Annotated in this window: 22 protein-coding genes, 1 pseudogene and 1 riboswitch; of the genes and pseudogenes, 8 read left to right on the top strand and 15 right to left on the bottom strand. The window is 57.3% G+C overall.

The genetic code is table 11. The features are described 5' to 3' along the window. From AC13C8_RS07285 to glgC, 3 genes and pseudogenes are all read right to left on the bottom strand, one after another. Nucleotides 1-406, bottom strand: a pseudogene (locus AC13C8_RS07285) (glycogen debranching protein GlgX); the annotation flags it as partial. A gap of 6 nt (nucleotides 407-412) precedes the next feature. Further along, nucleotides 413-1,858, bottom strand: a complete 1,446-nt coding sequence (glgA, locus tag AC13C8_RS07280) for a glycogen synthase GlgA (protein WP_482846886.1) — start codon at nucleotides 1,856-1,858, stop codon at nucleotides 413-415. Continuing rightward, nucleotides 1,855-3,114 (bottom strand): glucose-1-phosphate adenylyltransferase, encoded by a 1,260-nt coding sequence (gene glgC / locus AC13C8_RS07275; protein ID WP_482846885.1) that lies wholly within the window; start codon nucleotides 3,112-3,114, stop codon nucleotides 1,855-1,857. The genes glgA and glgC overlap by 4 nt, the downstream gene beginning before the upstream one ends. A gap of 263 nt (nucleotides 3,115-3,377) precedes the next feature. Between glgC and AC13C8_RS07270 the strand changes: the two genes are divergently transcribed. Both AC13C8_RS07270 and AC13C8_RS07265 read left to right on the top strand, forming a co-directional pair. Next, a complete protein-coding gene (locus AC13C8_RS07270; protein ID WP_482846884.1) occupies nucleotides 3,378-4,532 on the top strand; it encodes an ROK family transcriptional regulator in 1,155 nt (384 codons plus the stop codon). A 561-nt stretch (nucleotides 4,533-5,093) separates the two neighbouring features. Further along, complete coding sequence (locus tag AC13C8_RS07265; protein ID WP_482846893.1) at nucleotides 5,094-6,191, top strand: tyrosine-type recombinase/integrase; 1,098 nt, start codon at nucleotides 5,094-5,096, stop codon at nucleotides 6,189-6,191. Nucleotides 6,192-6,215: 24 nt separating this feature from the next. On the opposite strand, the gene repC is transcribed toward AC13C8_RS07265, so the two are convergent. The 3 genes from repC to repA form a co-directional block, all read right to left on the bottom strand. Beyond that, on the bottom strand, nucleotides 6,216-7,499 hold the full coding sequence (gene repC, locus AC13C8_RS07260) for a plasmid replication protein RepC (RefSeq protein ID WP_482846883.1): 1,284 nt from the start codon (nucleotides 7,497-7,499) through the stop codon (nucleotides 6,216-6,218). Between the two features lie 164 nt (nucleotides 7,500-7,663). Continuing rightward, nucleotides 7,664-8,659 carry a plasmid partitioning protein RepB gene (gene repB / locus AC13C8_RS07255; protein WP_482846882.1) on the bottom strand — a complete coding sequence of 332 codons (996 nt, stop codon included), beginning with the start codon at nucleotides 8,657-8,659 and terminating at the stop codon, nucleotides 7,664-7,666. Nucleotides 8,660-8,732: 73 nt separating this feature from the next. Then, nucleotides 8,733-9,950 carry a plasmid partitioning protein RepA gene (gene repA / locus AC13C8_RS07250; protein ID WP_482846881.1) on the bottom strand — a complete coding sequence of 406 codons (1,218 nt, stop codon included), beginning with the start codon at nucleotides 9,948-9,950 and terminating at the stop codon, nucleotides 8,733-8,735. Nucleotides 9,951-11,024: 1,074 nt separating this feature from the next. Next, nucleotides 11,025-11,243, top strand: a riboswitch (cobalamin riboswitch). A gap of 100 nt (nucleotides 11,244-11,343) precedes the next feature. Here repA and AC13C8_RS07245 point away from each other — a divergent pair. The 5 genes from AC13C8_RS07245 (at nucleotide 11,344) to AC13C8_RS07225 (ending at nucleotide 17,178) form a co-directional block, all read left to right on the top strand. Next, nucleotides 11,344-11,748, top strand: a complete 405-nt coding sequence (locus AC13C8_RS07245) for a DUF1636 family protein (protein ID WP_482846880.1) — start codon at nucleotides 11,344-11,346, stop codon at nucleotides 11,746-11,748. Continuing rightward, a complete protein-coding gene (locus tag AC13C8_RS07240) occupies nucleotides 11,745-12,527 on the top strand; it encodes an ABC transporter ATP-binding protein (RefSeq protein ID WP_091433157.1) in 783 nt (260 codons plus the stop codon). The genes AC13C8_RS07245 and AC13C8_RS07240 overlap by 4 nt, the downstream gene beginning before the upstream one ends. Before the next feature lie 18 nt (nucleotides 12,528-12,545). Beyond that, complete coding sequence (locus AC13C8_RS07235; RefSeq protein WP_482846892.1) at nucleotides 12,546-13,487, top strand: ABC transporter substrate-binding protein; 942 nt, start codon at nucleotides 12,546-12,548, stop codon at nucleotides 13,485-13,487. Nucleotide 13,488: 1 nt separating this feature from the next. Continuing rightward, a complete protein-coding gene (locus AC13C8_RS07230) occupies nucleotides 13,489-14,529 on the top strand; it encodes a FecCD family ABC transporter permease (protein ID WP_482846879.1) in 1,041 nt (346 codons plus the stop codon). A 240-nt stretch (nucleotides 14,530-14,769) separates the two neighbouring features. Then, nucleotides 14,770-17,178 carry a heavy metal translocating P-type ATPase gene (locus tag AC13C8_RS07225; RefSeq protein WP_482846878.1) on the top strand — a complete coding sequence of 803 codons (2,409 nt, stop codon included), beginning with the start codon at nucleotides 14,770-14,772 and terminating at the stop codon, nucleotides 17,176-17,178. A gap of 96 nt (nucleotides 17,179-17,274) precedes the next feature. Here the strand turns inward: AC13C8_RS07225 and phnE are convergent, their stop codons facing one another. Genes phnE through AC13C8_RS07205 form a run of 4 tightly spaced genes read right to left on the bottom strand, consistent with a single transcriptional unit; the run spans nucleotide 17,275 to nucleotide 21,570 of the window. After that, nucleotides 17,275-18,033 (bottom strand): phosphonate ABC transporter, permease protein PhnE, encoded by a 759-nt coding sequence (phnE, locus tag AC13C8_RS07220; protein WP_482846877.1) that lies wholly within the window; start codon nucleotides 18,031-18,033, stop codon nucleotides 17,275-17,277. After that, entirely contained in the window at nucleotides 18,033-18,815 is a 783-nt protein-coding gene (locus AC13C8_RS07215; protein ID WP_091433170.1) for a phosphonate ABC transporter ATP-binding protein, read from the bottom strand. The genes phnE and AC13C8_RS07215 overlap by 1 nt, the downstream gene beginning before the upstream one ends. Beyond that, nucleotides 18,815-19,690, bottom strand: coding sequence for a phosphate/phosphite/phosphonate ABC transporter substrate-binding protein (locus AC13C8_RS07210; RefSeq protein WP_482846876.1), 876 nt, complete (start codon nucleotides 19,688-19,690; stop codon nucleotides 18,815-18,817). The genes AC13C8_RS07215 and AC13C8_RS07210 overlap by 1 nt, the downstream gene beginning before the upstream one ends. Beyond that, complete coding sequence (locus AC13C8_RS07205) at nucleotides 19,690-21,570, bottom strand: cytochrome c peroxidase (protein ID WP_482846875.1); 1,881 nt, start codon at nucleotides 21,568-21,570, stop codon at nucleotides 19,690-19,692. Before AC13C8_RS07205 ends, AC13C8_RS07210 begins: the two co-directional genes overlap by 1 nt. A gap of 93 nt (nucleotides 21,571-21,663) precedes the next feature. Here AC13C8_RS07205 and mntR point away from each other — a divergent pair, with 93 nt between their 5' ends. Beyond that, nucleotides 21,664-22,125, top strand: coding sequence for a manganese-binding transcriptional regulator MntR (gene mntR, locus AC13C8_RS07200; RefSeq protein ID WP_091433175.1), 462 nt, complete (start codon nucleotides 21,664-21,666; stop codon nucleotides 22,123-22,125). A 300-nt stretch (nucleotides 22,126-22,425) separates the two neighbouring features. Here mntR and AC13C8_RS07195 read toward each other — a convergent pair whose 3' ends face one another. From AC13C8_RS07195 to AC13C8_RS07175, 5 genes are all read right to left on the bottom strand, one after another. Then, nucleotides 22,426-23,208 carry a ZIP family metal transporter gene (locus tag AC13C8_RS07195; protein WP_482846874.1) on the bottom strand — a complete coding sequence of 261 codons (783 nt, stop codon included), beginning with the start codon at nucleotides 23,206-23,208 and terminating at the stop codon, nucleotides 22,426-22,428. Between the two features lie 12 nt (nucleotides 23,209-23,220). Further along, nucleotides 23,221-23,568, bottom strand: a complete 348-nt coding sequence (locus AC13C8_RS07190) for a DUF411 domain-containing protein (protein WP_245744793.1) — start codon at nucleotides 23,566-23,568, stop codon at nucleotides 23,221-23,223. A gap of 112 nt (nucleotides 23,569-23,680) precedes the next feature. Continuing rightward, nucleotides 23,681-25,054 carry a peptidoglycan DD-metalloendopeptidase family protein gene (locus tag AC13C8_RS07185; protein ID WP_482846873.1) on the bottom strand — a complete coding sequence of 458 codons (1,374 nt, stop codon included), beginning with the start codon at nucleotides 25,052-25,054 and terminating at the stop codon, nucleotides 23,681-23,683. Further along, nucleotides 25,051-25,677, bottom strand: a complete 627-nt coding sequence (locus tag AC13C8_RS07180) for an SCO family protein (protein ID WP_482846872.1) — start codon at nucleotides 25,675-25,677, stop codon at nucleotides 25,051-25,053. The genes AC13C8_RS07185 and AC13C8_RS07180 overlap by 4 nt, the downstream gene beginning before the upstream one ends. Continuing rightward, complete coding sequence (locus AC13C8_RS07175) at nucleotides 25,677-26,132, bottom strand: copper chaperone PCu(A)C (protein WP_482846891.1); 456 nt, start codon at nucleotides 26,130-26,132, stop codon at nucleotides 25,677-25,679. The genes AC13C8_RS07180 and AC13C8_RS07175 overlap by 1 nt, the downstream gene beginning before the upstream one ends. Nucleotides 26,133-26,148 lie beyond the last annotated feature (16 nt).

Raw genomic sequence — 26,148 nt, 5'->3', positions numbered from 1 at the left:
CTACCTGGCTTGGCCCAGCGTCGCGTTCAGGCATCGCAATGTCATAACCCAATGTTTCCTTGGCTGCACGCCACTCACCATGAAACGCGCGGGCATAGGGATCAGCAAGCAGTTTCTTCGGATTGAAACGGTGGCCCCGATCCGGTTCATAGGGCCCGTGCGCCCGGTATCCATAAAGTGTTCCGGGTTTCAGACCCGGGACATATCCATGCCAGACGGGGCCCGTGCGGTCCGGCAATGCCACGCGCGCGGTTTCGCGCTGTCCGTCAGGGCTGAACAGGCACAGCTCGATCTTTGTTGCGTTCGCGGAAAAGACTGCGAAGTTGACGCCTTGGCCGTCAAATATTGCACCCAGACGGGTGTGATCTCCGGCGACGATGCTAAGGATAGGCGCGGCTTCATGCATCTGTTCTTAGGCTCCCGCCAAGTTGTTATATATATTCGCCATCCGCTGCGCCGAGACGTCCCAGCCCACAGGATGTTTCATCCCGTTGCGTTGGATCTTCTGCCACGCCGTCCTGTCGGCATAGATCGCCATGGCACGATCAAGTGCGGCACCCAGTTTCTCCGCCGTCGTTGGCGCGAACTGCAGACCTGTCGCACAGCCTGCGGCCAGTGCAGCCTCATTGGCGTCAATGACCGTATCGGCCAGACCACCGGTGACGGATACAATCGGCACCGTGCCATAACGCATTGCGCAAAGCTGGGTCAGGCCGCAAGGCTCGAACCGTGATGGAACCAGCGTGGCATCCGCCCCCGCCTGCATCAGATGCGCCAGATCTTCGTTGAACCCAATTTCGACACCGACATGGTCGGGATAGCGGGCGGCAAGTTCACGGAAACCCTGTTCCAGTTCTGGTGTCCCTGACCCCAGCAGCACAAACCGCGCGCCTTTCTCAAGGATCGCAGGCAACGCTTGCAGCGCAAGATCCAGCCCTTTTTGCTCTGACAAGCGGCTGATGACCGAAAAGAGCGGCGCGCTGGTGTCCGGGCCAAGACCGAAATGGTCCAGCACCGCTTGTTTGTTCACAGCCCTTTTCGCCAGCGTGCGGCTGGTGTAATTCTGCGCCAGAGCCGGGTCGGTCGCGGGGTCCCAGGCGACCATGTCGATGCCATTAAGAATGCCGGAAAGGTCCGCCTTGCGCGCCATCAAGACGCCCTCAAGCCCCATTCCGAACTCCGGCGTCATCAGTTCTCGTGCATAGGTCGGGCTGACCGTGGTGATCTGGTCTGCCTGCGTCAGACCACCTTTCAGAAAGCTGATCTGGCCGAAATACTCAAACCCGTCCTGCGTGAAGCCTTTGGGATCAAGACCCAAAGTGCCCATAGTCGTTGCCGGGAAATTGCCTTGAAAAGCGATGTTGTGAATGGTCAGGACACACGGCGGCGCAGCGCCAGCAGCTTGACGCAAATAGACCGGGGCCAACCCGGCCTGCCAGTCGTGTGCGTGGATCACATCGGGCATCCAGCCCGCGATACCGGTGCGCCCGATTTCGGCACCCAACCAGCCAAGCAAACCAAAGCGCAAATGATTGTCCGCCCAATCCACACCACTTTCATTCAGATAAATCTGACCCGGACGGTCATAGAGATGCGGCGCGTCGATCAGCAAAAGATCTATGCCGCTTTCACGTTTTTCCAATACACGCACCGGTCCGCCAAAATGCGATCCGACATTCAGGGCTTCTTTTGCCCCGCTCGCAAGATGCGCGATCTGGCGGTAAAGCGGCAGCAGGACGCGACATTCAACATCATGCGCACCCACAACGCGCCCAAGTGCGCCAACAACATCGGCCAGCCCCCCCGTCTTGACGAAAGGCGCGCATTCAGACGCAACAGAGAGTAGTTTGAGGGTCATTGCTCCAACTTGTCGATCATAGCTTGCGTAATGAGACATATCCCATTCTCGGAGCGCCGAAACCTCTCGGCGTCCTCTTTTGCGTTTTCGCCCACAACAAGCCCCGCAGGAATACGCACAGACCGGTCAATTATGACGTTCTTCAATCGGGCTTTGCGCCCGATACTGACATCCGGCAACGCAACCACACCATTGAGTTCGGAGTACGAATTTGCATGCACGCCACTGTGCAACAGGCACTGATTCAACTGCGCACCCGATATGATGCAACCACCCGCAACCATCGAAGAGACGGCCATGCCGCGCCGGTCTTCCTCGTTATGTATGAATTTTGCAGGTGGGGTCAGTTCGGAATAGGTCCAGATCGGCCAGCCATGGTCATAAAGGTCCAACTCCGGCTCGAAATCGGTCAGGTCGATACTTGCCTGCCAGTAGGCATCAATCGTTCCGACGTCTCGCCAGTATGCTTTTTGCTCAAACGAACTGGTCACGCAGGAACGGCTGAACGGATGCGCATAGGCATTGCCCGCCGCAACCAATGCGGGGATTATGTCTTTGCCGAAATCATGCTCGGACGTCTCGGACAAGGCGTCTTCACGCAGCAATTTGATCAGCAGTTCCGTCTTGAAGACATAGATGCCCATGCTGGCCAAGGATTGCGTTTCGTCACCGGGCATGGAAGGCGGATCAGCGGGTTTTTCAACGAACTCAAGAATACGGTCGCTCTCGTCGACTGCCATCACACCGAACGCGCTGGCTTCACTCCGAGGCACTTCGATGCAGCCGACGGTGACGTCCGCACCGGTCTCTACATGCTGTTTCAGCAACAGCGAATAGTCCTGTTTGTAGATGTGATCACCCGCCAGAATAAGAATGTATTTCGGGGCATACCCTTCGATGATATCGATATTCTGTGTGACGGCATCTGCCGTGCCAAGATACCAGTTACGCTCGTTCACCCGTTGTGATGCGGGCAGGATATCAAGTGACTCGTTTCGTTCTGCCCGGAAGAAGCTCCAACCGCGTTGCAGGTGGCGGATCAGGCTGTGCGCCTTGTATTGCGTTGCCACACCAATGCGCCGTATGCCAGAATTCACCGCATTTGACAGCGCAAAGTCGATGATCCGCGTCTTGCCGCCGAAGTATACCGCAGGTTTTGCCCTGACATCGGTAAGCTCCTTAAGGCGGCTACCCCGCCCTCCGGCCAATACGAATGCCATTGTCTCGCGTGCAAGTCTATGAGTTGAAACGCTCATTTCTAATCCCTCCCGTATCGGCGTCATCGCAGCGCCGAATCGTCATCCTGGCCTTACAATCATCTTAACCTCTAATGACCAGTTTGCTTGCATCGGTCAATTATTAATTCACTCTTATTTACTTATTGACTTCATCCGTCGTCTTGGTCACTTTCACAGCAAAGGCAGACAATGAAGACAGGGACACGATGGGCCAGGCTTTGACAATCAAAGGCGGAAAAACCAGCCCGGATACCCCGCGCCGGGGTTCAAACCAGAGCGGGATGCGCGCCTATAATGAACGGCTTGTTTTGTCGCTGATCCGACAAAGCGGTCCCTTGGCCAAGGCCGAAATCGCCCGCACCACTGGACTGTCAGCGCAGACCGTTTCTGTCATCATGCGTGCATTGGAAGCCGAAGGGCTGCTTGTACGCGGAGAGCCAGTGCGCGGCAAGATTGGGCAACCTTCCGTTCCCATGAGCCTTGCCAAGGATGGCGCTTTCTTTTTCGGACTGAAGGTCGGTCGTCGCAGTCTCGATCTCGTGCTCACAGATTTCCTGGGTGAGGTTCAGCACCGTGTCCGCATCAGCCACCCTTACCCGACGCCCGACAAAACAGTGAAGTTCGCAACCGACGCTGTCGGTCAAGTGCTCGATAATCTGCCCGAACAGCTCCATTCCCGCATCGCCGGACTTGGCATCGCCTTGCCCTTTCAACTTTGGGATTGGGCCGAAACGCTGGGCGTCGAAGATGCCGACATGCGTGATTGGAAAGACCGCGATATCGCCAAAGAGATTGGTGCGGTATGTGACTTCCCTGTATTTGTTTGCAACGATGCTTCTGCCGCCTGTGGGGCGGAATTGGTGTTCGGCAGTCAAAACAAACCCCAGGATTTTCTGTATGTCTTTGTCGGCTTCTTCATTGGCGGCGGCCTGGTGCTGGATGGTTCTCTCTTCACCGGGCGCACTGGCAATGCAGCCGCCTTGGGGTCGATGATGCTGTTGGCTCAAGACGGCAACCTGCGCCAGTTGGTCGATGTCGCCTCGCTGGCGGTGCTGGAAGGCGCGCTGGTCGAAAGCGGCGACGAATACTCCATGGCTTGGGACAATCCCGAAGGCTGGAACATTCCCGACGGCCCGCTCGATATCTGGTTGAACGATGCGTCATACGGTATCGCGCAAGCAGTTCTTTCCTCTGTCTGTCTGATAGATGTGGGGAACGTTCTTATTGATGGCTGGATGCCAGAGCACATGCGGGCGGAACTTGTCCGGCGTGTCCGGAAATACATCGGTAATACATCAGTCGCTGGCGTCGCAAAGCCCGATATCCTTGAAGGGTCGATCGGGTCGGATGCACGCGCCCTTGGTGCAGCCAGTCTGCCCCTTTCCGAACGCTTTTTGGTCGAGCGCGATACCTATCAGAAAGGCCACGCCAAATAGCTTCGCATGCTGCAAGGAACTGGGACCATCGGAGAGCCGGAAGACCACTGCCGTCTGCTTGCCCTGCCCTCCAACGTCCCATGTGCGCCGGGGCGTCCACCCGATATTAGATCCACGACAGAGCCATTCACAAAGCTCAGGCTCATTGAGCTACCAATCACGACGCCAGCCTTGAGTTCATCCGCTTCCTCTTTGAAGAAGTCCCTCTGAATCATCGTGTTGTTCCAAAGCGAGGAAAGCAGGCGGCCATTGGCGACAAACTTCTGGATGTCTGGCGGGGTTACTCTTGAAGAACCAAAGCATCGAACATAGCGAAGGCCGGGTTTGGCCGAAATGCAACAATCTCAAGTGTTTCTCCGTGTTCCGAGATGACCCGGAGCGATATGTTGGTTAGACTTCTCCGGTCGTTCAAGATCGTCGCGGACTGACAGGTCGTGTCACAAGATCAATCGTGCACGGCGCTTTCTGCCGCAAAGCACCACACAAACCGCCGCACCTTGTCTAATCTCATCATGTCCAATAACGTTGCTTTATCGGACGCGAGAAGATATGTTCGGCGACATGTCAGAAAACAACGAGAAATCGAGCTCGGACCCGAAAGTTGGCCCCTTACCCAACGAGGACGACGAGAGAGTCCCGCCTTCTGGTGAGGCTCTGACTCTCCCGTCGCATATGGCCGGCTCGGGAACTCTTGATCGGCTGGTCGACACGGCGCGGAACTACGCGGTGGCCTCGACGGCCGAGAACACCAACAAGGCCTACGCAGCCGACTGGAAGCACTTCGCACGGTGGTGCAGATTGAAGGGCACAGACCCGCTGCCGCCCTCACCGGAAATGATCGGCCTCTACCTTGCGGATCTGGCGTCCGGTTCAGGGTCCTCCCCTGCCTTATCGGTCAGCACCATCGAACGCCGCCTGTCCGGTCTCGCCTGGAACTACGCACAGCGCGGCGTTTCCCTCGATCGCAAGAACCGCCACATCGCCACGGTGCTCGCCGGGATCAAACGCAAGCATGCGCGCCCACCCGTTCAGAAGGAAGCGATCCTGCCGGAAGACATCCTCGCCATGGTTGGCACCCTAGGTTTCGACCTGCGCGGGCTGAGAGATCGGGCAATCTTGCTCCTGGGATATGCCGGTGGTCTCAGGCGCTCGGAAATCGTCAGCCTTGATGTCGGCAAGGATGATACTCCCGACAGTGGCGGCTGGCTCGAGATCCTCGACGACGGCGCGGTGCTGACGCTGAATGCAAAGACGGGCTGGCGCGAAGTTGAGATCGGACGGGGATCTTCGGAACAGACCTGCCCCGTGCACGCGTTAGAGCAATGGCTGCGTTTTGCAAAAATCGACTTCGGCCCAATTTTCACCCGAACCTCGCGCGATGGCAAGAAAGCCTTGGAGGCTCGGCTCAGTGACAAACACGTCGCGCGTCTGATCAAGCAGACCGTACTCATGAGCGGCATCCGCGCAGAACTGCCCGAGAAAGACCGCCTCGCCCTGTTTTCAGGCCACAGCCTGCGCGCGGGCCTCGCCAGTTCGGCCGAGGTCGATGAGCGCTACGTCCAAAAGCAGCTCGGGCACGCCTCTGCCGAGATGACCCGTCGCTACCAGCGTCGTCGGGACCGGTTCCGGGTGAACCTGACCAAGGCCGCAGGCCTGTAGCTTCGACAATCGGACAGATAGGCATCATGCTGCCTGCCCGCTCAACCGGCCATAGAAACTGCGCTCCAGATGCAGCTCCCCTGCCCGGGCTTTTTCGATCATGCCGCGCAGATACCCGCCCGGGGAAGCCACTTCGCCCGCCGCGTGCTTGTCAAACACCAGAACAAGCGCCGCTGTCGCGATTTGTGGACCGAGCCGGTCCTGTGCAAGGTTCCAGGCGTGTTCGGAAATGCCAATCATCGGCCTGAGTTGACCGGCAACCCGGTGCAGATCACCCCAATCCTTCAAGTACCCGCCCATGTTGTGCGCCCAGGACGCAAATTCAGGACAAGCCTGCATCACTGTTGGCAAATCAAGCGCTGCGCCACGCTTCTTGCGGGTTTCGGCCACCCAATCCTCCAACGCCCTATCCACTTGCTCTTCTGGTGGCGCATTTGGCACCATGCCCGCCGCGTTCTCTTTTTCTGAGGACTTACAGATTACAGGATAAAGTTGGTTTGTAATTAGTATATGCGGGTCAGAAATGACCTCCCTGGGGTTCATTTCTTGAGTCTGTTTAGTAACTTGCTCACTGGTTTCAACGGTGTTTTCCACAACCGCATCCGCCCGGACTGCCTTGAGATAAGCCGCCTCGACGCGCGCCTGAAGCTCCCTGAACCATGCCAACAGCCGTTCAAGTGTCTCAGAGCCCACATTCCGGCGTGGCAGGCGGTCCAGAAGCTCCTCGAAGAGGTTGGTAAACTGCGCCCACGGGCCTCTCAGCGCGCCGCTGACGGCCGCCTCGATCCGGGCGCGGATCATCCGGCGCGCCACCGTGACCTGGCGCTTCAGGCGCTGGCAGAGCTCACGCTCGGCCTGCAATTCGGCGTGCAGCTGCTCGAACTCCTCGACGCGGGCCGATAGCGGCGACAAATCGAAACCATAGGCCTCGACGATGCGCCCGTCTGCGTCCCTGCGTCCCCAACGCTTGCCGTTGGGGCTGTCCTTGAAGGCAACCACACCAATCTCTGCCAGGCGACGGGCATGGCGTTTGAGCGCCGACAGGGAAAAGCCCGTCTGCTCCATCAGATAGGCGTTGGACGCCCAGACGATCGGGCGCTGCCCCTCCTCCCAGTCCTGGGCCAGCGTAAAGGCTCCCAGCGTGTCGAGAAGCATCATGTCGCCGGCCTTCAGGCCGATATGAGCGCCCACGCGCTTCACAGCGACAACGGCCTGTCGCTTGGGTACACCTATCCGTTCACCGGCTTGGGCAAGCTGCTCAGCAACTCCAAGACCCGGTGTCGGCTTGCGCCAACCTGTATGTTTCATGCCTGTATTTCACCTCCGTTTTTGTGGAGGCAAAAGATCCCCGTTCGCCAAAACGACGTTCTTTCGTTGACAGTGATTCGCGGGAGCGGTATCCAGTAGGTGTCTAATCTAATCGGATAAGCTCTCGGGCCGGATCGGCTTGGGGGCTTTTCTTTTGCCTCAGGTCATGATGTCGTTGTCTCCTCGGATTGAGAGAGAAAATCCGCATAGAGTTGATCGAGGTTCTCCGAGAGAAACTCACCAAACGCAGCGGAGTCCTTGGATGTTAATGAAATGCTGTAAGCCCGCCCTGAGCGTCCGATGACGCCCTTGATCCTGCCTTCTCCGGCAGTCCAGGTCCGCCTGGCAGGCTTGGCCTTCGACGCACGGCGTTTCGGTGCCTTACCTGCCTCTGCCAATTTGCTGTGCAGTATTTCGAATTTTGCATCGCTGTTGAGTTGATCAAAGCCATCCATGGATAGGATAGTTTCAGCAACGGTGTGGTTTGATTTCACCGCCATCAACCTTTTGAAGTCTTCCCAGCGATCCCGCCCAATCTGTTTTGCAGGCCCAATTGCGTCAATGACATGCGCCGGAATCGTTCCAGCGACGGACAACATGCGCGAAAGCAGTGTGCCATCGATAGTGAGCGCCTGTTGAATCACGTCTTTGGCTTGACCCAAGTCGTGCAGATTCTTGGCAAAGAGCGCTTTTTCGATGAAAGACAGATCTGCCCGTGCTGTGTTTTCCTGCCCCTGCGCCAAAACGTGGGCGACGTCGTCCATTTCCTTAACCACGGCCCGCACCGGAAATCCAAGCACGCGCGCGACCCGCACACGACGATGTCCGAAGACCACCATATACCGGTTTGGGATTTCTGGATGGGGTCGCAGCAGGATCGGCGTGTCCTGCCCATTGGCAGAAATCGACGCCTTCAACTCCTCGAAGGCCTCATCGTCTCCGCTTAGGCGGTCATTTACAAATGAGGCATCAATGAACGCCGGATCGATCTCGACAATTGTTTCACCTTCGAGAAGACGTTTGGAGTTCTCCGCCAGACTGTCGATGGAAACCTTCATCGACTTCGACGCACCGCGCATAGCATAGCTGGAGCGCGCACCATCAATGGGTTTCTCGGTCGGTTGCCCGATCACGGATTTCAACAGATCTTTTCTGGCCATGTTGCTCTCCCTTCTGGGGTGATCACGCACCCTTCTGCACGGCTGTCAAAACTCATCTGCACGGCTGTCAAAATCATAGACTGTCGCGCCCCCAGGCCTGATGCACCAGATCAGCAATCTCGTCATTCACAGCATTGAGCGATGTGATCGCACGGTCATATGTCGAACGTACAAACTGTGACCGCTCAACCTCGTACAGCGTCTGCTTGGTGATTCCAGCATCAGAAATGGCTGTCGATTTTACCATTTGCGCTTCGAGCATCTGATTTGGAAACATTGCCTGCAAAAAGCCGACCATCTGCTTTTGCGGGCCGTCGGTCGGCTCAAAGCGCGTCACGAGGTATCGAAACCACTTCAGCCGCATTTCGGCGCCGGCTTCCCGAATGGTTCGCAAAATACCGCCAAGCATCAAAAGGAACTGGCTCATCGACATCACGTCCAGCATTTGCGGATGAACCGTAATCAAGACGGAGCTTGATGCGGTTAGGGCGGTTAGGGTCAAATAACCCAGCTGCGGCGGGCAGTCGATCACGACCACATCATAGCGATCCTCAACTTCTTCGAGGGCTTTTGAGATTCTGGTGAAGAAAGCGCGACCCTCGGACGGGTCGCGACTCGTAAGCGCGACAGGCGTATCGTATTCGTACTCCTGCAAATCCAGACTAGCGGGCACAATATCTAGATTTGGGAAATTCGTCGGCCGGATAACTGCGCTGATCGGTTGGCGCTCGTCGTCATAGCGCAGAGTCTCATACAGGGATAAAACAGAGTCTAACTCAGGCTGAATTCCATGTAACGCAGTGAGTGACGCCTGCGGATCAAGATCCACCGCCAACACACGATGACCTTTAAGCGCCAGATGTTGGGCAAGATGTGCAGCGGTTGTCGTCTTGCCGCTACCACCTTTGAAATTCACGACCGAGATCACGTGAAGTTCCTCGTTTTCTGTCCGGTGGGGCAGATACTGCCGCTTTCCGGGCCGACCATGAACGTCAAGATAGGCGCGGAGTTCCAGCATTTGCTCGGCGGAGTAGGAACGACGACCAGAAGAAGATGTCTCTGGCTCGGGCCCTTTGCCTTCAAGATGCAACTTCTTGATAGTTGATTGGGTGACACCGAGAAAATATGCAACCTCGGCCAGAGAGAATTGCCGCAACCCTTTCTGGGCGTCGGGTGGATATTGCTCCTGACGCAATATATTGAGTCTGTCAGAAATCAATTCTCCTTGTTGGAGGATGATCTCGTCGAAGGCAATCTCGCCCGTATCATTTTGGAATGGTGCTGCTTCCATTCTGTCGCCCCACTAAATATCGCTTTTATCGCGATTTCTATCCTTAAACTGTGAATACAGCGGAAGCTGGCTATCCACAACGATTATTTCTGTGGATGACCATGCACCGCTTTGCGACGCCAGAACTTGTAACGGTGTCTAAACCTTGCTGGCCAGGGGAATGTAACCGCTAAATCTGGTGTGCCGCTTCATTTTAGCACTCGCGCTAAGGCATCTATGTTGCAAGCAATGACATCTAAGTATTTGTTTCTTTATTATTTTTAGAATCTGCACGGCTGTCAAAAAAGGTTGAAGGAGCTGCTTTTAGATGAGCCCACCCGCGGCGCTGAGACGAACAACGGTTTCAAGATCAACGCGCGAATTGCCGCCGAGACAGCCGACCGGAAATTTCTGACAACAAGGTCAGGTCCGATGACCCGGAACAGGCAAGGGCGTCGAAGATGCTAAATTCAACACCCGATTCTTTTCAGTGCAAGGGTTGATCTGGCCGGGTGTCTCGACCGACCGACAACCGCGACCTCTCTTTCGAATCGCAGGAGATCGGCGTCTGTAGCGAAACATACTGGCAGTTCGCAGCCCTGTCGCGTTTCGCCATGACAGCAGTCGGGAATGAACACGATGCGTGAAGTCATTCGGGGTTTCGCAGACGGCGGCTTCGACAGTGGTATGGATGTCAAATGTCAGTGTGAAGATCGAACAAGCCCCTCGTCAATCTCGATGTAGGCGCTGTTCGAGTTAATGATGGTTGGAGTCGCGAGACCTGTCTCGAAAGGGTAGGGGGGTATTCTGGATTTCACTTTGTCGACGTGGGTTCCAAAGCCTGTCGTTCAGCGACCAAGAAAGAGGATGGGAAAATTTTACGCCAAACTGTGAACACGGAACGCCGTGGGGAAAGCGACGGTCTAAGGGCTTTTGGAGCCAACATCTGAAACATCGCGCTTGCGCAATCGCAACGCCGGATTTCCCTGCCGACTGCCGCCTGCGTTTCATCAACCACTTACATCTTCAGGCAGAACAAACAGCGGATGCTTTGTATGGGAAGAAAATTATTGTCTTGACCTATCAACGATTGTGTCGGAAATGACCTTAGATGGTTTTCGAAAGACGAATGCGCTTTCGGAATGAAAAGGGAATACGGTGAGGAATAGCCAAAAGGCGCTAAATCCGTGACTGCCCCCGCAACTGTGAGCGGCGAGCGACCCCGATGAGCACCACTGAACGCTCCGCGTTTGGGAAGGTTCGGGCAAGCGACAACCCGCAAGTCAGGAGACCTGCCATCAAGGATGCAACTTCAACCCGGGCGGGGTGTTCGGACAGGAGGCCATGATGGCTTTGCGGTGTAATCCGTGTGATATTTTACCTGTGCTTGCCCTGCGTTCTCGCGGAGGGCGATATGGGCATACCACGTCACAGAATAACCATCTGCACATCTTGCAGACATAGGGGCGCAACCTGTGGTCCGGGTTATGATCTGATCAAACGATTGCGTGCCGCCATTGACGCGGCAGGAGACACGATCAGCGAAGAATTTGAGGTCTCGGGCGTAGCCTGCATGGCGGGGTGCTCGCATCCCTGCACAATAGCTTATCACAGCACGCGCAAGGCAACCTATCTGTTCGGGGATATCGAACCAGATCAGGACATTGACGATCTTGTCGCATTTGCCCGGCAATATGCAGGTCTGGGGGATGGATGGTGTTCATCGGCCGAAAGGCCCGGTAAGCTGGGCAAACATACGCTCGCGCGAATTCCGGCAATGGTGCTTGCTGTGGAAGACAGCGAGGTGCGCCAGTCATGAACGCCGCAAGTCTTATTGCCGACAATATCAGCTGGGCACCGCACAAATCTCTTCCACGTCTCCTTCATCCCGTCAGTTTCAAGGTTGAGTCTGGGCAGGTGCTGGGGGTGGTTGGTCCGAATGGTGCTGGCAAATCCACACTGTTGCGCTTGATCTACCACTATCAACGACCGACATCCGGGCGCATCCTTGTGGATGGCAAAGATATCTGGTCTTTGCCATCTCGGGCTGCGGCTCGCAAGGTTGCCGCTGTTTTGCAAGAACAACCCGGCGCATTCGGTCTGACCGTCCGCGACATTGTCACTCTGGGGCGCACACCGCATCGTCAGGGGTTTTCGACCCCGGGTGCGCATGACGCCGAGATTGTCGATGCTGCCATAGGCCGGATGGACCTTCAGAATTTGGCATTCAGGGATGTTGGCACATTATCTGGCGGTGAACGTCAACGGGTCATGGTCGCGCGCGCGTTGGCGCAACAGCCACAGGTTCTGGTTATGGACGAACCAACCAACCACCTCGACATTCGTCATCAGCTTGAGATCCTGTCCTTGATCCGCACCCTTGGCCTTACAATTGTCGTGTCTTTGCATGACCTTAACATGGCAGCCGGAGTTTGTGATGCAGTTCTGTTGCTTGAGAACGGACATTGTAAGGGCTTCGGCCTTCCCGAAGACGTCCTGAACGAACATCTGGTGTCGCAGACATTTCGGGTCAAGGCACACCGCGAAACCCTCAGCCTCAGCCAAACCCGGCACCTGTCTTTCCAGCTTCCCGATTAAAGGAAATCCCAGATGAAAATGACGTATTCTTCGACCGTGTTCTGTGCCTTGCTGGCATTAACGTCGACAAGCGCCTTTGCGCAAGCAACCGTGCAAAGCTGCAATCGCGAGGTGACAATTGACGAACCACCCAAAGCGGCAATCTCAAACGACGTCAACCTGACCGAAATGATGCTGGTTCTGGGGCTGGCAGATCGCATGGTCGGTTATACCGGCATTTCCGGGTGGAAGACGCTGGATGCCTCCATGACAGCGGGCATAGAGGAACTTCCAGAGTTGTCCTCCAAATACCCCAGCAAAGAGGTCCTCATCGGCGCGGGGGCTGATTTCTTCTTCGCGGGCTGGAATTATGGCATGAAGGTCGGCGGCGAAGTCACGCCTGAATCGCTCGAACCGTTTGGTATCAATGTCTACGAGCTGACCGAAAGCTGCATCCATATCGGTGAAAAAGCCGCCGCCAGCATGAATGATATGTACAATGACTTATTGAACCTTGGCAAAATCTTTGACGTCGAGGAAAAAGCCGTTGATCTGGTCGAAGGCTATCGTGCCGAACTGGCGAGCTATACCGCCGGTTTGTCACTGTTGGACGAAGCGCCGCGTGTCTTCGTCTATGACAGTGGCGAAGACGCGCCCTTTACGGCGGGTCGCTATGCCATGCCAAATGCCCTGATCGAGGCAGCGGGCGGCACCAATATCATGAACGATCTCGAAAAAAGCTGGTCTACGGTGGGTTGGGAAGCTGTGGTTGAGCGCAACCCGGAAATCATCGTGATTGTAAATTACGGCGAAGTGACCGCCGAAGAGAAGCGTAACTTCATGATGTCAAACCCGGCCTTTGCCGATCTGGACGCCGTTAAAAACGACCGTTTCGTCAGTCTGGAATATGTCGAAGCCACGCCGGGGCCGCGCAATGTTCAGGCCGTGAAAAAGCTCGCCTCGGCATTCAGGGTCGAATGAAATGATCGCGAAGGCAGCCGCAATCCCTAAAACCAGTTTCCGCTTCGTAATAGGGGCTGGGCTGGTTCTGCTGCTCTTTTCGCTTTCTGTGGCCATAAGTGTAGGGGCCATATCGGTGCCCTTATCAACCGTTTGGGGTGTCTTGATCAACAAGATCGCCCCGGATACCATCGCCCAAAACTGGCCCGCCGGACACGAGGCTATCGTCTGGGACATTCGCTTTCCCCGCGCAATTCTTGCTGGTCTCGTCGGGGCAGGCCTGGCCATGGTCGGAGGCAGCCTTCAGGCTGTCACGCGCAACCCACTCGCCGATCCTCATTTGCTGGGCATATCTGCCGGCGGGGCTTTCGGGGCCATTCTGGCGCTTTTGCACACCGGCATGTTTCTGGGCACTCTGACGGTGCCTTTGTTCGCCTTTTTTGGTGCGCTTGGCGCGACACTTTTGGTTCTGACGGTGTCACAGATTGCCTCGGCCACAAGTGCCGATCGCCTGATCCTGGCTGGGGTGGCAGTGTCATTCATCGTCATGTCGCTTGCAAATGTGCTGATCTTTCTGGGGGATCCCCGTGCGACGCACACGGTTGTCTTCTGGATGCTGGGTGGCTTGGGTCTGGCCCAATGGGGACAGTTGATCTATCCGCTGGTGATCTTGGTGCTGTGCGGCTCATATCTTTGGCTGAAAGCCGGCAATCTGAACGCAATGACCATTGGCGATGAAACCGCATCGACCCTTGGCATCCCGGTGGCGCGGTTCAGGTTGATGATTTTTGCCATGGGTGCGCTGATCACGGGCGTTATGGTCGCATTCTCGGGCATCATCGGCTTTGTTGGCCTGATGGTTCCGCATATTGTTCGCCTTCTGGCCGGAGGGGATTATACCCGTGTTCTGCCAGCATCCGCATTGTTCGGTGCCATTTATCTTTTGTGGTCGGACATCATCGCCCGCACGGTATTGGCCCCGGACGACCTGCCAATTGGCATCGTTACCGGGCTGATTGGTGGCGTGTTTTTTGTTTGGCTACTCAGACGGCGTACCGGTTGACTTCTGTTCAACAGAGCGTGTCGATCCAGGAAAGCAAAATCCCGTTTGAAGTCACACCACAACTCCCTTTCCGTTCATTCATATTCACGTCGATCAGCAACAAACACGTTGCTTGTGCGATGTCGCACCTGTTCAAGTTTCTCGCCGCAAAGAAAAAGGGTCGACTGCAAACTTAGCTCTTGAACCTCAAGCCACTGTAGACCCTACATTGCTGCTGTTGATTGATTCTGGAGAGAACACATGGCGGTGAGTACCGATAACGAGCGTCGCGACATCCAACCTGAACATGAACATGATCATAAGCATGATCATTCAGGGCATAAGCACGACCATACGGCGCACAAATCGGATGGTAGCGCCTGTTGTGGCGGAGGCGCAGCGCAAGGGAATGTGATTCCGTCTGCACCTCCGCCCGATGAGGGACGGAGCTTTCAAGTCAGCGGTCTGGATTGCGTCGAAGAGGTTTCGATCCTTTCCAAAGTGGTTGGCCCAAAAGTTGGCGGTGCCGATCATCTTGCCTTCGATGTGATCAACGGACGCATGACGGTTTTGGAGAGCGCCGAGCAGATTTCCGATGGCGAAATCGTCAACCTGGTCGCCAGCACGGGAATGACTGCCCGGCCTTGGAACGCCGAAAGCGCCAGCGCCGATCAAGCGGCACATCTTGCCAAGCAGAAATTGTTCACGTCCCTGAGTGGCGGATTTTGGGCCGCAGGGTTCGTATACCATATCGTGGAAACCGGTCTGGGCGGTGCGCTTGGCTTGTTCTCGGGCCATGGCGAGTCAGCGATGCCGGTCCTTGAGGCCGCTCTCTTTGGTTTCGCAATCCTCTTCGGGGTATGGCTTGTCGCGCCAAAGGCCTGGTCGTCTGCACGCCGCCTGTCTCCCGATATGAACCTGCTGATGGTTGTGGCCGTTGCAGGTGCAATCGTACTTGGTGAATATTTTGAAGCTGCAACCGTGGCGTTTTTCTTTTCACTGTCGCTCTATCTGGAAAGTTGGAGCGTTGGACGGGCCCGAAACGCGGTCTCGGCGCTTTTGGATCTGGCGCCGCCCACGGCGCGTGTCCTGAAGGATGACGGATCAGAGGCCGATGTTCCGGCCGCAGAAGTAGCCGTGGGGGCGCGGTTTATCGTCAGAGGGGGTGATCGCATCCCGCTTGATGGTGAGGTCATTGATGGGGCAGGGGCTGTGGATCAGGCCCCGATCACTGGCGAAAGTGCGCTTGTTCCCAAGGAAGCAGGGGACGATGTTTATGCGGGCACGATCAACGGAGAGGGCACGCTTACGGTCCGCGCAACGAAAGCGGCAACCGATACGGTCTTGTCAAAAATCATCCGCATGGTTGGCGACGCGCACTCGAAACGTGCCGAGGTCGAACAATGGGTCGCGAAGTTTGCCCGGATTTACACGCCGATCGTGATGGTTCTGGCGGCAGCAATCGCCGTCTTGCCACCCCTCTTTTTTGGCGGCGCCTGGGATTATTGGTTCTACAACGCTCTGGTCCTGCTGGTGATCGCGTGCCCCTGTGCCCTCGTCATTTCGACTCCGGTATCCATTGTTGCCGCCCTTGCTGCATCCGCTCGGGCCGGCGTGCTGATCAAAGGCGGGGCCTATGTCGAGGCACCCGGTCGCACCACCGCACTTGCGATGGACAAAACCGGCACCATTACCATGGGCGAACCCGAAGTGGCCGCTGTCTATCCCTTGGGTGACGCATCTAAATCAGAGCTATTGGCCCTTGCCGGTGCCCTGGAGGCGCGGTCGTCGCATCCTCTTGCGCGCGCCATTCTTGGCAAGGCTGAAACCGACGGGATTGCAGTGCAAGCCGCCAAGGACACCCGCACCGTCCCAGGTCGTGGGTTGGTGGGGCGCATCGACGGAAGAGATGTCTGGCTTGGATCGGATCGTTTCGCAGAGGAAAAAGGCTTTGGCGAAACCATCCCGTCAGACCTTCGGAATCAGATTGAAGGGGCCGGAAGCACCTTGGTCGCGGTTGGCGACGAAGGCGGCGTAACCGGTATTCTTGAACTCCGCGACCGCATTCGCCCCAACGCCAAGGGCATTGTTGCACAGCTTCATGCGCAGGGCGTCAAGACAATCATAATGCTGACGGGCGACAACGAGCGGACAGCACGTGCCGTGGCGGCCGAGGTCGGCATCGATGAAGTCCGCGCGGAACTCTTGCCCGAAGACAAGGTGACAGCCATCGAAGAGCTGGTCGCGCAACATGACATGGTTGCGATGATTGGCGACGGGGTCAACGATGCGCCCGCTATGGCGCGCGCGCATTACGGGATTGCCATGGGGGCCGTTGGCTCTGATGCCGCCATTGAAACGGCCGATATCGCGTTGATGACAGATGATATCGGCAAGGTGCCTTGGCTGATCGGTCATTCGCGCAGAACAATGTCGATCATCCGGCAGAACATTGGCATCTCCCTGGCCACTAAGGCTTTGTTCGTCGGCTTGACCGCGTTTGGTATGGCTACGATGTGGGGCGCTATCGCAGCCGATGTGGGTGTCTCGCTGGTGGTGGTCGCCAATGCGCTGCGCCTTCTGCGGGCTCGCGAAACCCCCAACGATGACCAGGGTGGAGAAAAAATTGGCGAACAGATGGCGAAAGGCGCGCTGGCCCATGGACATTGATCAGATCGCTGCGTGTCGGCCGTCTTGCCGGAATAGATCTTCCACAAACGGGCAACCCGTTGGCTGAGACGGCCGCGCCGCAGGGCGCAGCCCTTGTCAGGAAAAACGTCGGCGCAGAACAACGTTGAAGGCTTCAATCGCCACCACCATGACAATTACCGCAACAGTGGCGCTCGCGGCTTTGTCATATTGGAAAGAGCGCACATAGGTCTGGATGTAAAAACCAATCCCCCCGGCACCGACGATGCCAAGGACCAGCGACTCGCGCAGGTTCAGCTCAAACCGAAAGATTGTGTCGCGCGCAATCACGGGTGCCATCTGTGGCCAGATCGCATACCGAAGCCGCGCGAGTGTTCCCGCGCCCGCGCTTTCCAAGGCGGCAAGGGGCGCGCGTGACACGCCGTCGATTGCCTCGGCATAGAACTTGGCCAGCATGCCCGTCGCGTGGAACGCAACCGCAATGATGCCGGGCAGGGGACCAAGCCCGACCGCCCCCACCATCAGCATCGCCACTAGTATCAGCGGAATGGCCCGGATGATCGCCAGCACCGTTCGGATCGGACGAAAAAACACCGGTGGGGCCATCGTCTCGGACGCAAGAAGCCCCAATGGGACAGACAGGAAGACAGCACCAAGCGTCCCGATAATTGCAATTCTCAGCGTCTCGGCGCTGCCCTTGATGATATCGTCCATCACCGAAGGATCGGGCGGGAACATGCGGCCCAGGAAATCGGCTATCCTTGTTCCGGCCGAGGCGAGACGTGTCATTTCGACATCGGTGGTGATCAACGACCAAAGGACTGCGCCGCCAACCAATAGTGCGGCCAAGAAGCTGCCGGACCCACGTGAACGCATCAGATCACCGCCCTGAGGCCGTTGGCCGGTATCTGCACGGCACCACGATAAAGCTCTGTCGTAGCGTCATCGGATAACTCGGTCGCGGGCACATCGAATGCGATCCCCCCATCCCGCATGCCGACGATGCGCTGTGCGAAACGCCGCGCAAGTTCGGGTTGATGCGATGAGAATAGAACGGTCGCGCCACGCGCGCGTGCTGCCTCTGTCAACAGTGTCAAAATCTCGGCAGCGCGAGTCGGGTCGAGACTGCTGACCGGTTCATCCGCCAAGATCAATTGCGGTTCTTGCGCCAGGCATCGGGCAATGGCGACGCGTTGCCTTTGGCCGCCACTCAGGCTATCGACCCTGCGCCTTGCAAGGTCCGCAATTCCGCAATCGCCAAGCGCACTCTGTGCGACCTGAAGATCGTATGATGTGGGCAATCCAAGAAAGGCTCGAAGCGGCGACATCCGTCCAAGACGACCGTTGAGCACGTTGCGCAGAACGGTGGCGCGTTCGACCAAAGCAAATTCCTGAAAAACGAAGCCGGTGGTCGGGCGATGGGCCTTCGGCGGCGGGCAATCCGGATCAAGCGGGTTGCCGAAGATCGAGACCCGGCCTTGCCAGTCCCGAAGCCTGCCATCAAGCAGCGTCAGACATGTCGTCTTGCCGGCGCCGGACGGTCCAAGAAGCGCGACGATCTCGCCTGCCGGAACCGAAAGCGACAGGTGTTCCAATGCCGGGGTGTCTGCACCGGAATGGGAGAAACTGACATCGTCGACTTGCGCGGCAACTTGCATCACAGAAGCCCGTATCGTCGCGCCATCTCCCGCACCCCATCGTAGGCACCGGGATCGGAAAGGACATAGCCGTCGGGTCCGTAGAGATAACGGAGCATTTCTCGGTTCTCGGGTTGGTTCAGCTTCATCATGGCGTCGACGAACCTTGTTTGAACACCATCGTCAAGCCCGGGACGCGCGATTACGACATGGCTCGGGATCGCTTCGCTTTCCGCAATCCAAGTCACCTCGGCCTGTTGTTCGGGCGTAAGAAGCAAATCTGCATACTGGCTCGCGCCCGCGGCATCGACCAGACCCTCTGCCATTGCTTGCATCGCTTGTTGATATCCACCGGCAAAATAGACGCGTCCAAAGAAGGTCTCTGCCTTTTCCGGACTTTCGATCAGGCCCGCATTGATGAATTCGGCGAGCGGATAAAGATAACCTGATTCCGAAATCGGGTCGGCGAAGGCAATGTAGCGACCGCGCAGATCGGCAAGCGTCTTGATACCGCTGTCGCGGCGCACGAAGATGCGGCCAGTGTAGCTTGGCGCATCGCGATAGACTTCGGACAGAAGCGGCACGGCGCCGATCTCTGCCTCTGCCAACACAAAGGGCAGCGCGCCCATGAAAGAGATGTCCGCGTCGCCGTTGCGCAACGCTTCAACTGCGGCGGCATGGTCAATAGTCACAAACCCTTCGACGGGCACTCCGATTTCACCGGTCAGCCAGCCCGTGACCGCCTCGATATCGCCGAGTAGTTTCTCTGGGTTCTCCTGCGGAATGAAGGCAAGGCGCAGGGCGCGTTCCTGCGCAACAAGCGGGTTTGTGGCAGCCAAGGCGATCGCTACGCCAGCCAGAGTCAATACGGTTCTTCGGTTCATTTGGATTGTCATCAGAACGCCCTTTGGTCAATTGCGGCGGCTTGGGTTTGAAAAGCAGTCCAACTTGCCTCGGCGGTTGCCCAGTCACCTTCGCGCACCGCAGAACCAACATCAGCAAGTATTTCCGCCAACGCATACACCTCGGGCCGGGCGGCAAGATTGGACATCGTACTGGCATCGGCAGAAAGATCTGCCGCCACGGTGTCGGTTAACAGAAGGATGTGCTCGGCATCCCGCCGGGGCAGCAGCGTGTCCAGCGTCGACGCGAAGGTCGTCAGTTCCGTGAACGCAAGGCGGAAGGCGGTGTTTTCGTCGTCAAACGCCTCGTACGGCTTGTCCGCAGAACCCACGGTTTCGATATAGGCCGTGAGGTCCGCACGCTCTGATGCGGTCAAGCCAAGAGATTTCGTATCGTCGAACCAATCCACAACTGCGGCCAAAGTGGGCAAGGATCCATCGTGGAAATACGGGGCCGTGTAAGCCGTCCCAAGCAAAGTGGGTGTGTCAAAAGCGCCTGCGCGCGCATCAACATAAGGCGCCGCAGCCGAGCCGATATCGTAGGCTTGCCGGTCGAGGAAATTTCCGTCCGGCACATGGCAACTGGCGCAGGATCGTTCGCCAAGCCCCGCGAAGGGACGGTTGAAGATCGCTTCGCCGCGCCTTGCCGCTTCGGGGGCGGCGTCGGTCAACTTGCCATCTGCGGTCAACTTGGAGTTTGGCAAGAAATCGAACTCAAGCATATAGGCGACCAACGCGTCCAACATGAACGGCGTCGGTTCATCACCGCCAAACTCGCCCACAATGACGTTGCGCGTGAACTCTCGCAAAGAAGCAAAGCGACCGTCACGACCGTAAGGCCCGGTAAAGCGCAAGCCCCGCAGGCTTGGTATGTCGATGGGATCGTCACGCCGATCGTTGAAGATCGGGTTGAAAAAGGCACCATCCACGTCGATGGCACCGGGTTGGTGACTGGCACCGGGAATGAACAGCCGCTGGTTCACGTCCGACCGGTTGTGGCATGTGGAACAGGCAATCCCAAGGTCACGCGCCGGGCTGCCGAATATCTGCGCGCTGTCAAACAGCATGTCGCCATAGGCAACGAGTGGAAGGTCTACCTCGTCGATGCCCCGTTCCTCGAAATTGAGAACGAGCCGCGGAAGCGGATCCTGATCGAATATGTCCGATCCCGGTGGCAGGCTGGGCGGCACGTCGATAGCGCGTCCGCTTATCGCGGCGATTTCTGGCAATGTGTTCAAGGTGTGGCGTGGCGCAAAGCTATCCACGAGATAGTTCCGTTCAAGATAGTCAGAAATCACCTCGCTTGCGGCGACCATGGTCGCCCGATCAGCGGATATCGCACCTGTCCCCAGTATACCGGACGACCCGGCACCACTGTTCAAGTCCAGCCATGCGAGGCCGATGTCACGCGCCGCGTCAGGATCGGCAGCAGTTACGCCATCGGCAAATGCACGATAAAGATCGCGGCCCGTCTGCACCGCTTCTCGTGCATCCGATGGGTCAGTGGCGACCAATGCCCGCCCCAGTTCTTCCTCGATCCTGAGCGCGATCAATCGCGTGGCCTCGGCGAAAAGCGCCTGTCGATCCTCTTGCTCGATGGCCTTTAGCAGCCGCGAGGTATCAACACCGCTTTTGGCTCCCAGCGATTTCAGAGCGCCGTTGGAAAATTCGGAATTGCGATGGGGTTCAGACCAAGCCGTCGCAACCTTGTCCCAAGGCAAGGGTTCCAGATTTCCCAGAAAAAGCGTCAGGCGATAGGCCGCGGCCTCTGGAATCCATGGCGCCTCTTTTGCAGGCGTGGCCGAAACCGGCCCTGAAAGAACTGCCGCACAGATAAACGCCGTGAAAAACAGCCTCTGAAAAATCAAGATCAACAAAGCCTCCGAAATTGAAAGTTAGCCATGGCTAATATATCTACCCAAAGCAAACAAGTTGTCAATCTATCCTTCTCGCTTCATTGTAGGGCTATGACAAAGCTGGAATCGAATGACCGTGAAACCGTCGAGCCCGTCGTTAGGGCACCTGAAGCACAAGCAGAGGGGTTTGCGACGGTCCGCCAGGCCCATGAATCCGAAATGGCAGAGGATTACGTGGAACTGATTGCCGAGCTCATCGAAACGCAGGGAGAAGCGCGACCGGTCGAGATCGCCGAGCGCCTTGGGGTCAAACCACCCACAGTCACCAAGAACATCTCACGGCTCAAGGCTGCGGGGTTGGTTCGCCGAGAGCCCTATCGCGCCATTTTCCTTACCGAAAACGGTCAGGCACTGGCCGAGACCTGCAAGCGGCGCCACCGGATCGTGGTGGCGTTTCTGAGGGGACTCGGGATCGACGAAGAAACAGCCGAGCGGGATGCAGAAGGCATCGAGCATCATGTCAGCGAGGCGACACTTAAGGCCTTTGAGCGCCACATTCTTCAAAACAGTTGAAACCGATGGCGACGACCGCCGGAAACACCCTCATCAGAAACTGGAACGTCGCCCCCGTCACTGTGCCCGATCACTCGTGCGTCAAGCCAAAATGCGGGTGAGGGTGGTTGAGACAAACATGCCCAGCAATCCAAACAAAATTGCACAGCGCGCCGCATATTGGGTCGTGTCGAGACGATTCCCTTGCTGTTTCCTGGCCAGGAAAGCGACCAAGATCGCTTTCGTTCCATGCTCGACCAGAATGGCCGCAACCGCCGTGAGAGGCCCAACAGCCAACAGTTTTTTGGGAACTTCTTGCGGTTATCCCAGCCAGACATCGAGAAACAACATCAGAACCAGGCCAATTGCCAGACCGAGGGTCGCTTTGTTCTGATGTCCGCTGCGATGAGTTTCTGGGATGATCTCGTGACTGATCACATAGAGCATTGCCCCGGCGGCAAAGGCCAACCCCCATGGCAAGATCGGCTCGGACAAAATAATAATACCCGCACCCAGCAAGCCGCCAACAGGCTCGACCAGACCGGTCAGGGCTGCGATGCCCCATGCGCGAAGTTTGGAATATCCTTCCCCTAACAGTGCAACTGCGACGGCAAGACCCTCTGGAGCATTCTGAAGCCCGATACCGATGGCAATAGGCAGCCCACCTTCGACACCACCAGAGCCGAATCCCACGCCGACCGCGAGACCTTCGGGGAAATTGTGGATCGTGATCGCGATGATAAACAGCCAAACCCGTCGGAGCGACGCCGCTTCAGGGCCTTCACGCCCTGTCTTGAAATGCTCATGCGGTAGCTTCTCGTTCATCAACGCCACAGCGCCCATGCCAAGCAAAATTGCGATACTAACAATCGCGGCAGGGGCCGCTCCGTTCTCGAACATCGGTTCGGCAGCATCAAGTGCTGGGATGATCAAAGAAAAGAACGACGCCGCCAACATCACACCTGCGGCAAACCCCAGCGAGAGGTCGCGTGTCGCGCGCGACGGAACACGTCCCAAGAGAATGGGAGCCGCGCCAAAGGCAGTCATCAGCCCCGCCGCGAGACTGCCAAGAAATCCTAATGCGATCGGAGAAAGGGCGTCCAAGTCGAATCCAGTCTAGTTTTCAGCGTAAAACATAGAGATTTCGGTCGACCCGTCTTGGCTGGTCAGAAACACATCGCAGGCCTCGCGATCATCTTTCGAACCCATACCCGGCGAACCACAAGCCAAGCCTGGCACAGCCAGACCGACCGTATCGGGACGTTCTTCAAGAAGCCGACGAAAGCCGGTGGCCGGGACGTGGCCTTCGATCACGTGGTCCTCAAGAAAGGCAGTATCAAAAGAAGCCATGCGCTGTGGCACCCCGCTGTCGAGCTTCAGACGAACGCGCCATCCGCCAAACATGTCATCGTTGGCCGGTGCAAACCCGTTCTCTTCCAATGCTCTATCCAGCCAAGACAGCATCCGCAACCATTGGTTTTCTTTACATCAAGCTGGGCAGGCTCGGGCAAGTGCCGTATCTGCGACAAAACCGCTAAATCCAATGGGCGAGGGCGGCGACTTAGGACTTCAATGCTCAAAGCCTTTCGTTCTCATTGTTCGCAACCAGAGTGGCGAGGTGGGTTTCGAGCCGCACACGAGCCTCTTTCAACCGGGCACCGGCCTGGGCGTCCTGTGTCTTGTCAGCCGTTGCAGCAGCAAGCCGGTCATCTGAAAGCGGGTCGGTTGGACGCCCATCGACGAGCACTTCGTAATGCAGGTTGGGTCCGGTCGCGGTGCCTGTCGCGCCAACATTACCGATAACGTCCCCTGCCATCACACGTTGCCCCTGCGCGACACCCTCGGGAACCGCGCTGAGGTGGGCATAGCGGGTTGTCGTATTCGCACCATGCGCGATCTCGACGACGCGCCCATAGCCACCGCGCCTACCGATAAAGGTGATCCGGCCAGGCGCGGTCGCATGAACCGGCTTGCCTTTCGCAGCCGCGAAATCAACGCCCGTATGCATCCTGACATTGCCGTAAACCGGGTGACGGCGCTGACCGAAAACCGAGCTGAGCCGTGCCCCGTCAACGGGTTGGGCAAAGACGCGCAACACTTCGCCATCGACGTAGATTGTTGCCCGGCCCGTTCCATCCTCTGGCCAGACCACTTCATAGAGGACACCTCCGAGGTTGAGCGCCGCGAAGGTAATCTCAGGCTCCCCAATCCGCTCGTTCCCAAGACGGGCTTCCCGCCAAAGGACCTTGAGCTTTTCGCCCCCTTTCAACTCGCGTCGAAAATCGACGGTGCCACCCAGCATCTGCGCCAGATCGACGGCGAAGCGGGCCGGAATATCCGCCTGTTCCAACGCCTCAAAAAGAGAGCTTTCAATGACGGATTCTCCTGCCAGGATCAACATGTCAGGATCGGGATTGAGCGTTCGGGTCATTGTTCTATCCCCGAAAAGCGCCTCGATGATCACGCCGTCATCAACGCCAAGCGCCACGCTGCGCAGCGCACCTTCGAGCGTCTGAACGACTGTCACCTCATGGCCCGGCCGCAAGCGCCGCAGATCGAATTCCGCACCGAGGGCAAGCGCCGCCTCTGCCCGATCCGGCCCTTCTAGACCGGCCTCCTTGAGAAGCGCATCTAGTGTCTCACCGGATGCAATTTCTCGCGACCAGGTCGTCAGCGGCGCACGCGCCGGAGCCTCTGCTTCGTTGAACGACACCGGGTTTGGGATGGGCGGAGGTGGAGCCATTGGAGTTGAATCGGGGAACGCTGCTGCCGTCGCCTGTAAACTCGTCACTGCGACCGGCGGCTCTGGCAATGTGCTAGGTGCCCATTCGCCCAAAGTCGCGAGCGGTTCTGGTACGGGGCGCTCTGCCCACTCTTTCGTCAGAGCAGCCGCAATGGCCGAAATGCCACCCATCATGGCAAATCCCATGGCCCAATACCTCACTCTCATGATGTCCTCTCCGCTCTGTCTTGTATCGCACGCCGAATTTTCGGCACCGCGAATTCTTTCGGTTCGTGATAGTCAATTGTGCTCACAAAACGCCCCCCGGCATCGAACAGGAAAACGCTCGCGGTATGGTTCATTGTGTAGTCGCCCGTATCGGTCGGCACCTTCCGGTAGCTGACCCGGAACCCCTGCGCCGCTTGGGCGATCTGGTCGGGCGTTCCCGTCCAGCCGCGAATGGCGGGGTGGAAGTATCCCACATATTCGGCCATCGCCGCTACGGTGTCGCGGTCGGGATCGATGGTTATGAAAACCACGTTCAGGCGTTTCGCATCATCGCCCAGGTCTTTCAGCCAGGTCGTGATATCTGAAAGTGTCGTCGGACATACATCCGGACAGTAAGTAAAGCCAAAGAAAATCATGGAGGGACGTCCGACAAGGGCTTCCGGGCCGACCTCGTTACCTTGGTGATCGGTTAACCGAAACTCCATCGATGAAAGGGGCAGGGGCTGCGATCCGGTCAGTCCAATGGCGCCGGGGCCGTCCACTTGCCACCAGCCGGCAAACAGTGTCACTCCAAGCACCCCCATACCCGCTGCGCCATAGCCCAGAAATTTCCGTCGCCACATCAGTTTTCCGGGCCTCGTGCAGCAATACCAAGGATTGGAACATCCACTGTCACTTCGCCGCCATCGGCAAAGACGAGCGTCAGGGAGAAAGCCTCTCCCTCCACCATGGGCCGCTGAAGTTGCATAAGCATGGCGTGTAGGCCACCGGGCTCCAGCGCGACTGTCCCGCCGGGCGCAATCTCAATCTCGCCCGCGGGTGACATCGAGCTTACACCTTGGTCATTTGTCGACGTGAGGTGTATCTCTGGCATCATGGCAAGGTCGGTACGAAGACCAGTCAGGACCACCGCGTCTTCGCCCAAGTTGCGGATCGTCATGTAAACGACGCCCGGACGACTCATCCCAACTGATGCGCGGGACCAGGCGCTCTCGACCACGACTGCCTCCGAATCCGCCAACGCGGTCGCCACAAATCCCGTGAGCATCACCAAGAGGGTGATCGCGCTTTTCATCATTGCCTTCATGGAATGC

Source organism: Aliiroseovarius sp. B-4, assembly GCF_056857795.1.
This window is presented reverse-complemented; position numbering and strand designations above follow the sequence as displayed.

Excerpts from the sequence above, each read along its gene's own strand:
- AC13C8_RS07270 (WP_482846884.1), top strand. The coding sequence starts at position 3,378 with ATGCGCGCCTATAATGAACGGCTTGTTTTGTCGCTGATCCGACAAAGC.
- AC13C8_RS07175 (WP_482846891.1), bottom strand. The coding sequence starts at position 26,132 with ATGATGAAAAGCGCGATCACCCTCTTGGTGATGCTCACGGGATTTGTG.
- AC13C8_RS07265 (WP_482846893.1), top strand. The coding sequence starts at position 5,094 with ATGTCAGAAAACAACGAGAAATCGAGCTCGGACCCGAAAGTTGGCCCC.
- AC13C8_RS07240 (WP_091433157.1), top strand. The coding sequence starts at position 11,745 with ATGAACGCCGCAAGTCTTATTGCCGACAATATCAGCTGGGCACCGCAC.
- AC13C8_RS07225 (WP_482846878.1), top strand. The coding sequence starts at position 14,770 with ATGGCGGTGAGTACCGATAACGAGCGTCGCGACATCCAACCTGAACAT.
- phnE (WP_482846877.1), bottom strand. The coding sequence starts at position 18,033 with ATGCGTTCACGTGGGTCCGGCAGCTTCTTGGCCGCACTATTGGTTGGC.
- AC13C8_RS07210 (WP_482846876.1), bottom strand. The coding sequence starts at position 19,690 with ATGACAATCCAAATGAACCGAAGAACCGTATTGACTCTGGCTGGCGTA.
- AC13C8_RS07235 (WP_482846892.1), top strand. The coding sequence starts at position 12,546 with ATGACGTATTCTTCGACCGTGTTCTGTGCCTTGCTGGCATTAACGTCG.
- AC13C8_RS07230 (WP_482846879.1), top strand. The coding sequence starts at position 13,489 with ATGATCGCGAAGGCAGCCGCAATCCCTAAAACCAGTTTCCGCTTCGTA.
- AC13C8_RS07190 (WP_245744793.1), bottom strand. The coding sequence starts at position 23,568 with ATGCTGTCTTGGCTGGATAGAGCATTGGAAGAGAACGGGTTTGCACCG.
- repA (WP_482846881.1), bottom strand. The coding sequence starts at position 9,950 with ATGGAAGCAGCACCATTCCAAAATGATACGGGCGAGATTGCCTTCGAC.
- glgA (WP_482846886.1), bottom strand. The coding sequence starts at position 1,858 with ATGACCCTCAAACTACTCTCTGTTGCGTCTGAATGCGCGCCTTTCGTC.
- AC13C8_RS07180 (WP_482846872.1), bottom strand. The coding sequence starts at position 25,677 with ATGTGGCGACGGAAATTTCTGGGCTATGGCGCAGCGGGTATGGGGGTG.
- AC13C8_RS07245 (WP_482846880.1), top strand. The coding sequence starts at position 11,344 with ATGGGCATACCACGTCACAGAATAACCATCTGCACATCTTGCAGACAT.
- AC13C8_RS07215 (WP_091433170.1), bottom strand. The coding sequence starts at position 18,815 with ATGCAAGTTGCCGCGCAAGTCGACGATGTCAGTTTCTCCCATTCCGGT.
- mntR (WP_091433175.1), top strand. The coding sequence starts at position 21,664 with ATGACAAAGCTGGAATCGAATGACCGTGAAACCGTCGAGCCCGTCGTT.
- repC (WP_482846883.1), bottom strand. The coding sequence starts at position 7,499 with ATGAAACATACAGGTTGGCGCAAGCCGACACCGGGTCTTGGAGTTGCT.
- AC13C8_RS07185 (WP_482846873.1), bottom strand. The coding sequence starts at position 25,054 with ATGAGAGTGAGGTATTGGGCCATGGGATTTGCCATGATGGGTGGCATT.
- repB (WP_482846882.1), bottom strand. The coding sequence starts at position 8,659 with ATGGCCAGAAAAGATCTGTTGAAATCCGTGATCGGGCAACCGACCGAG.
- glgC (WP_482846885.1), bottom strand. The coding sequence starts at position 3,114 with ATGAGCGTTTCAACTCATAGACTTGCACGCGAGACAATGGCATTCGTA.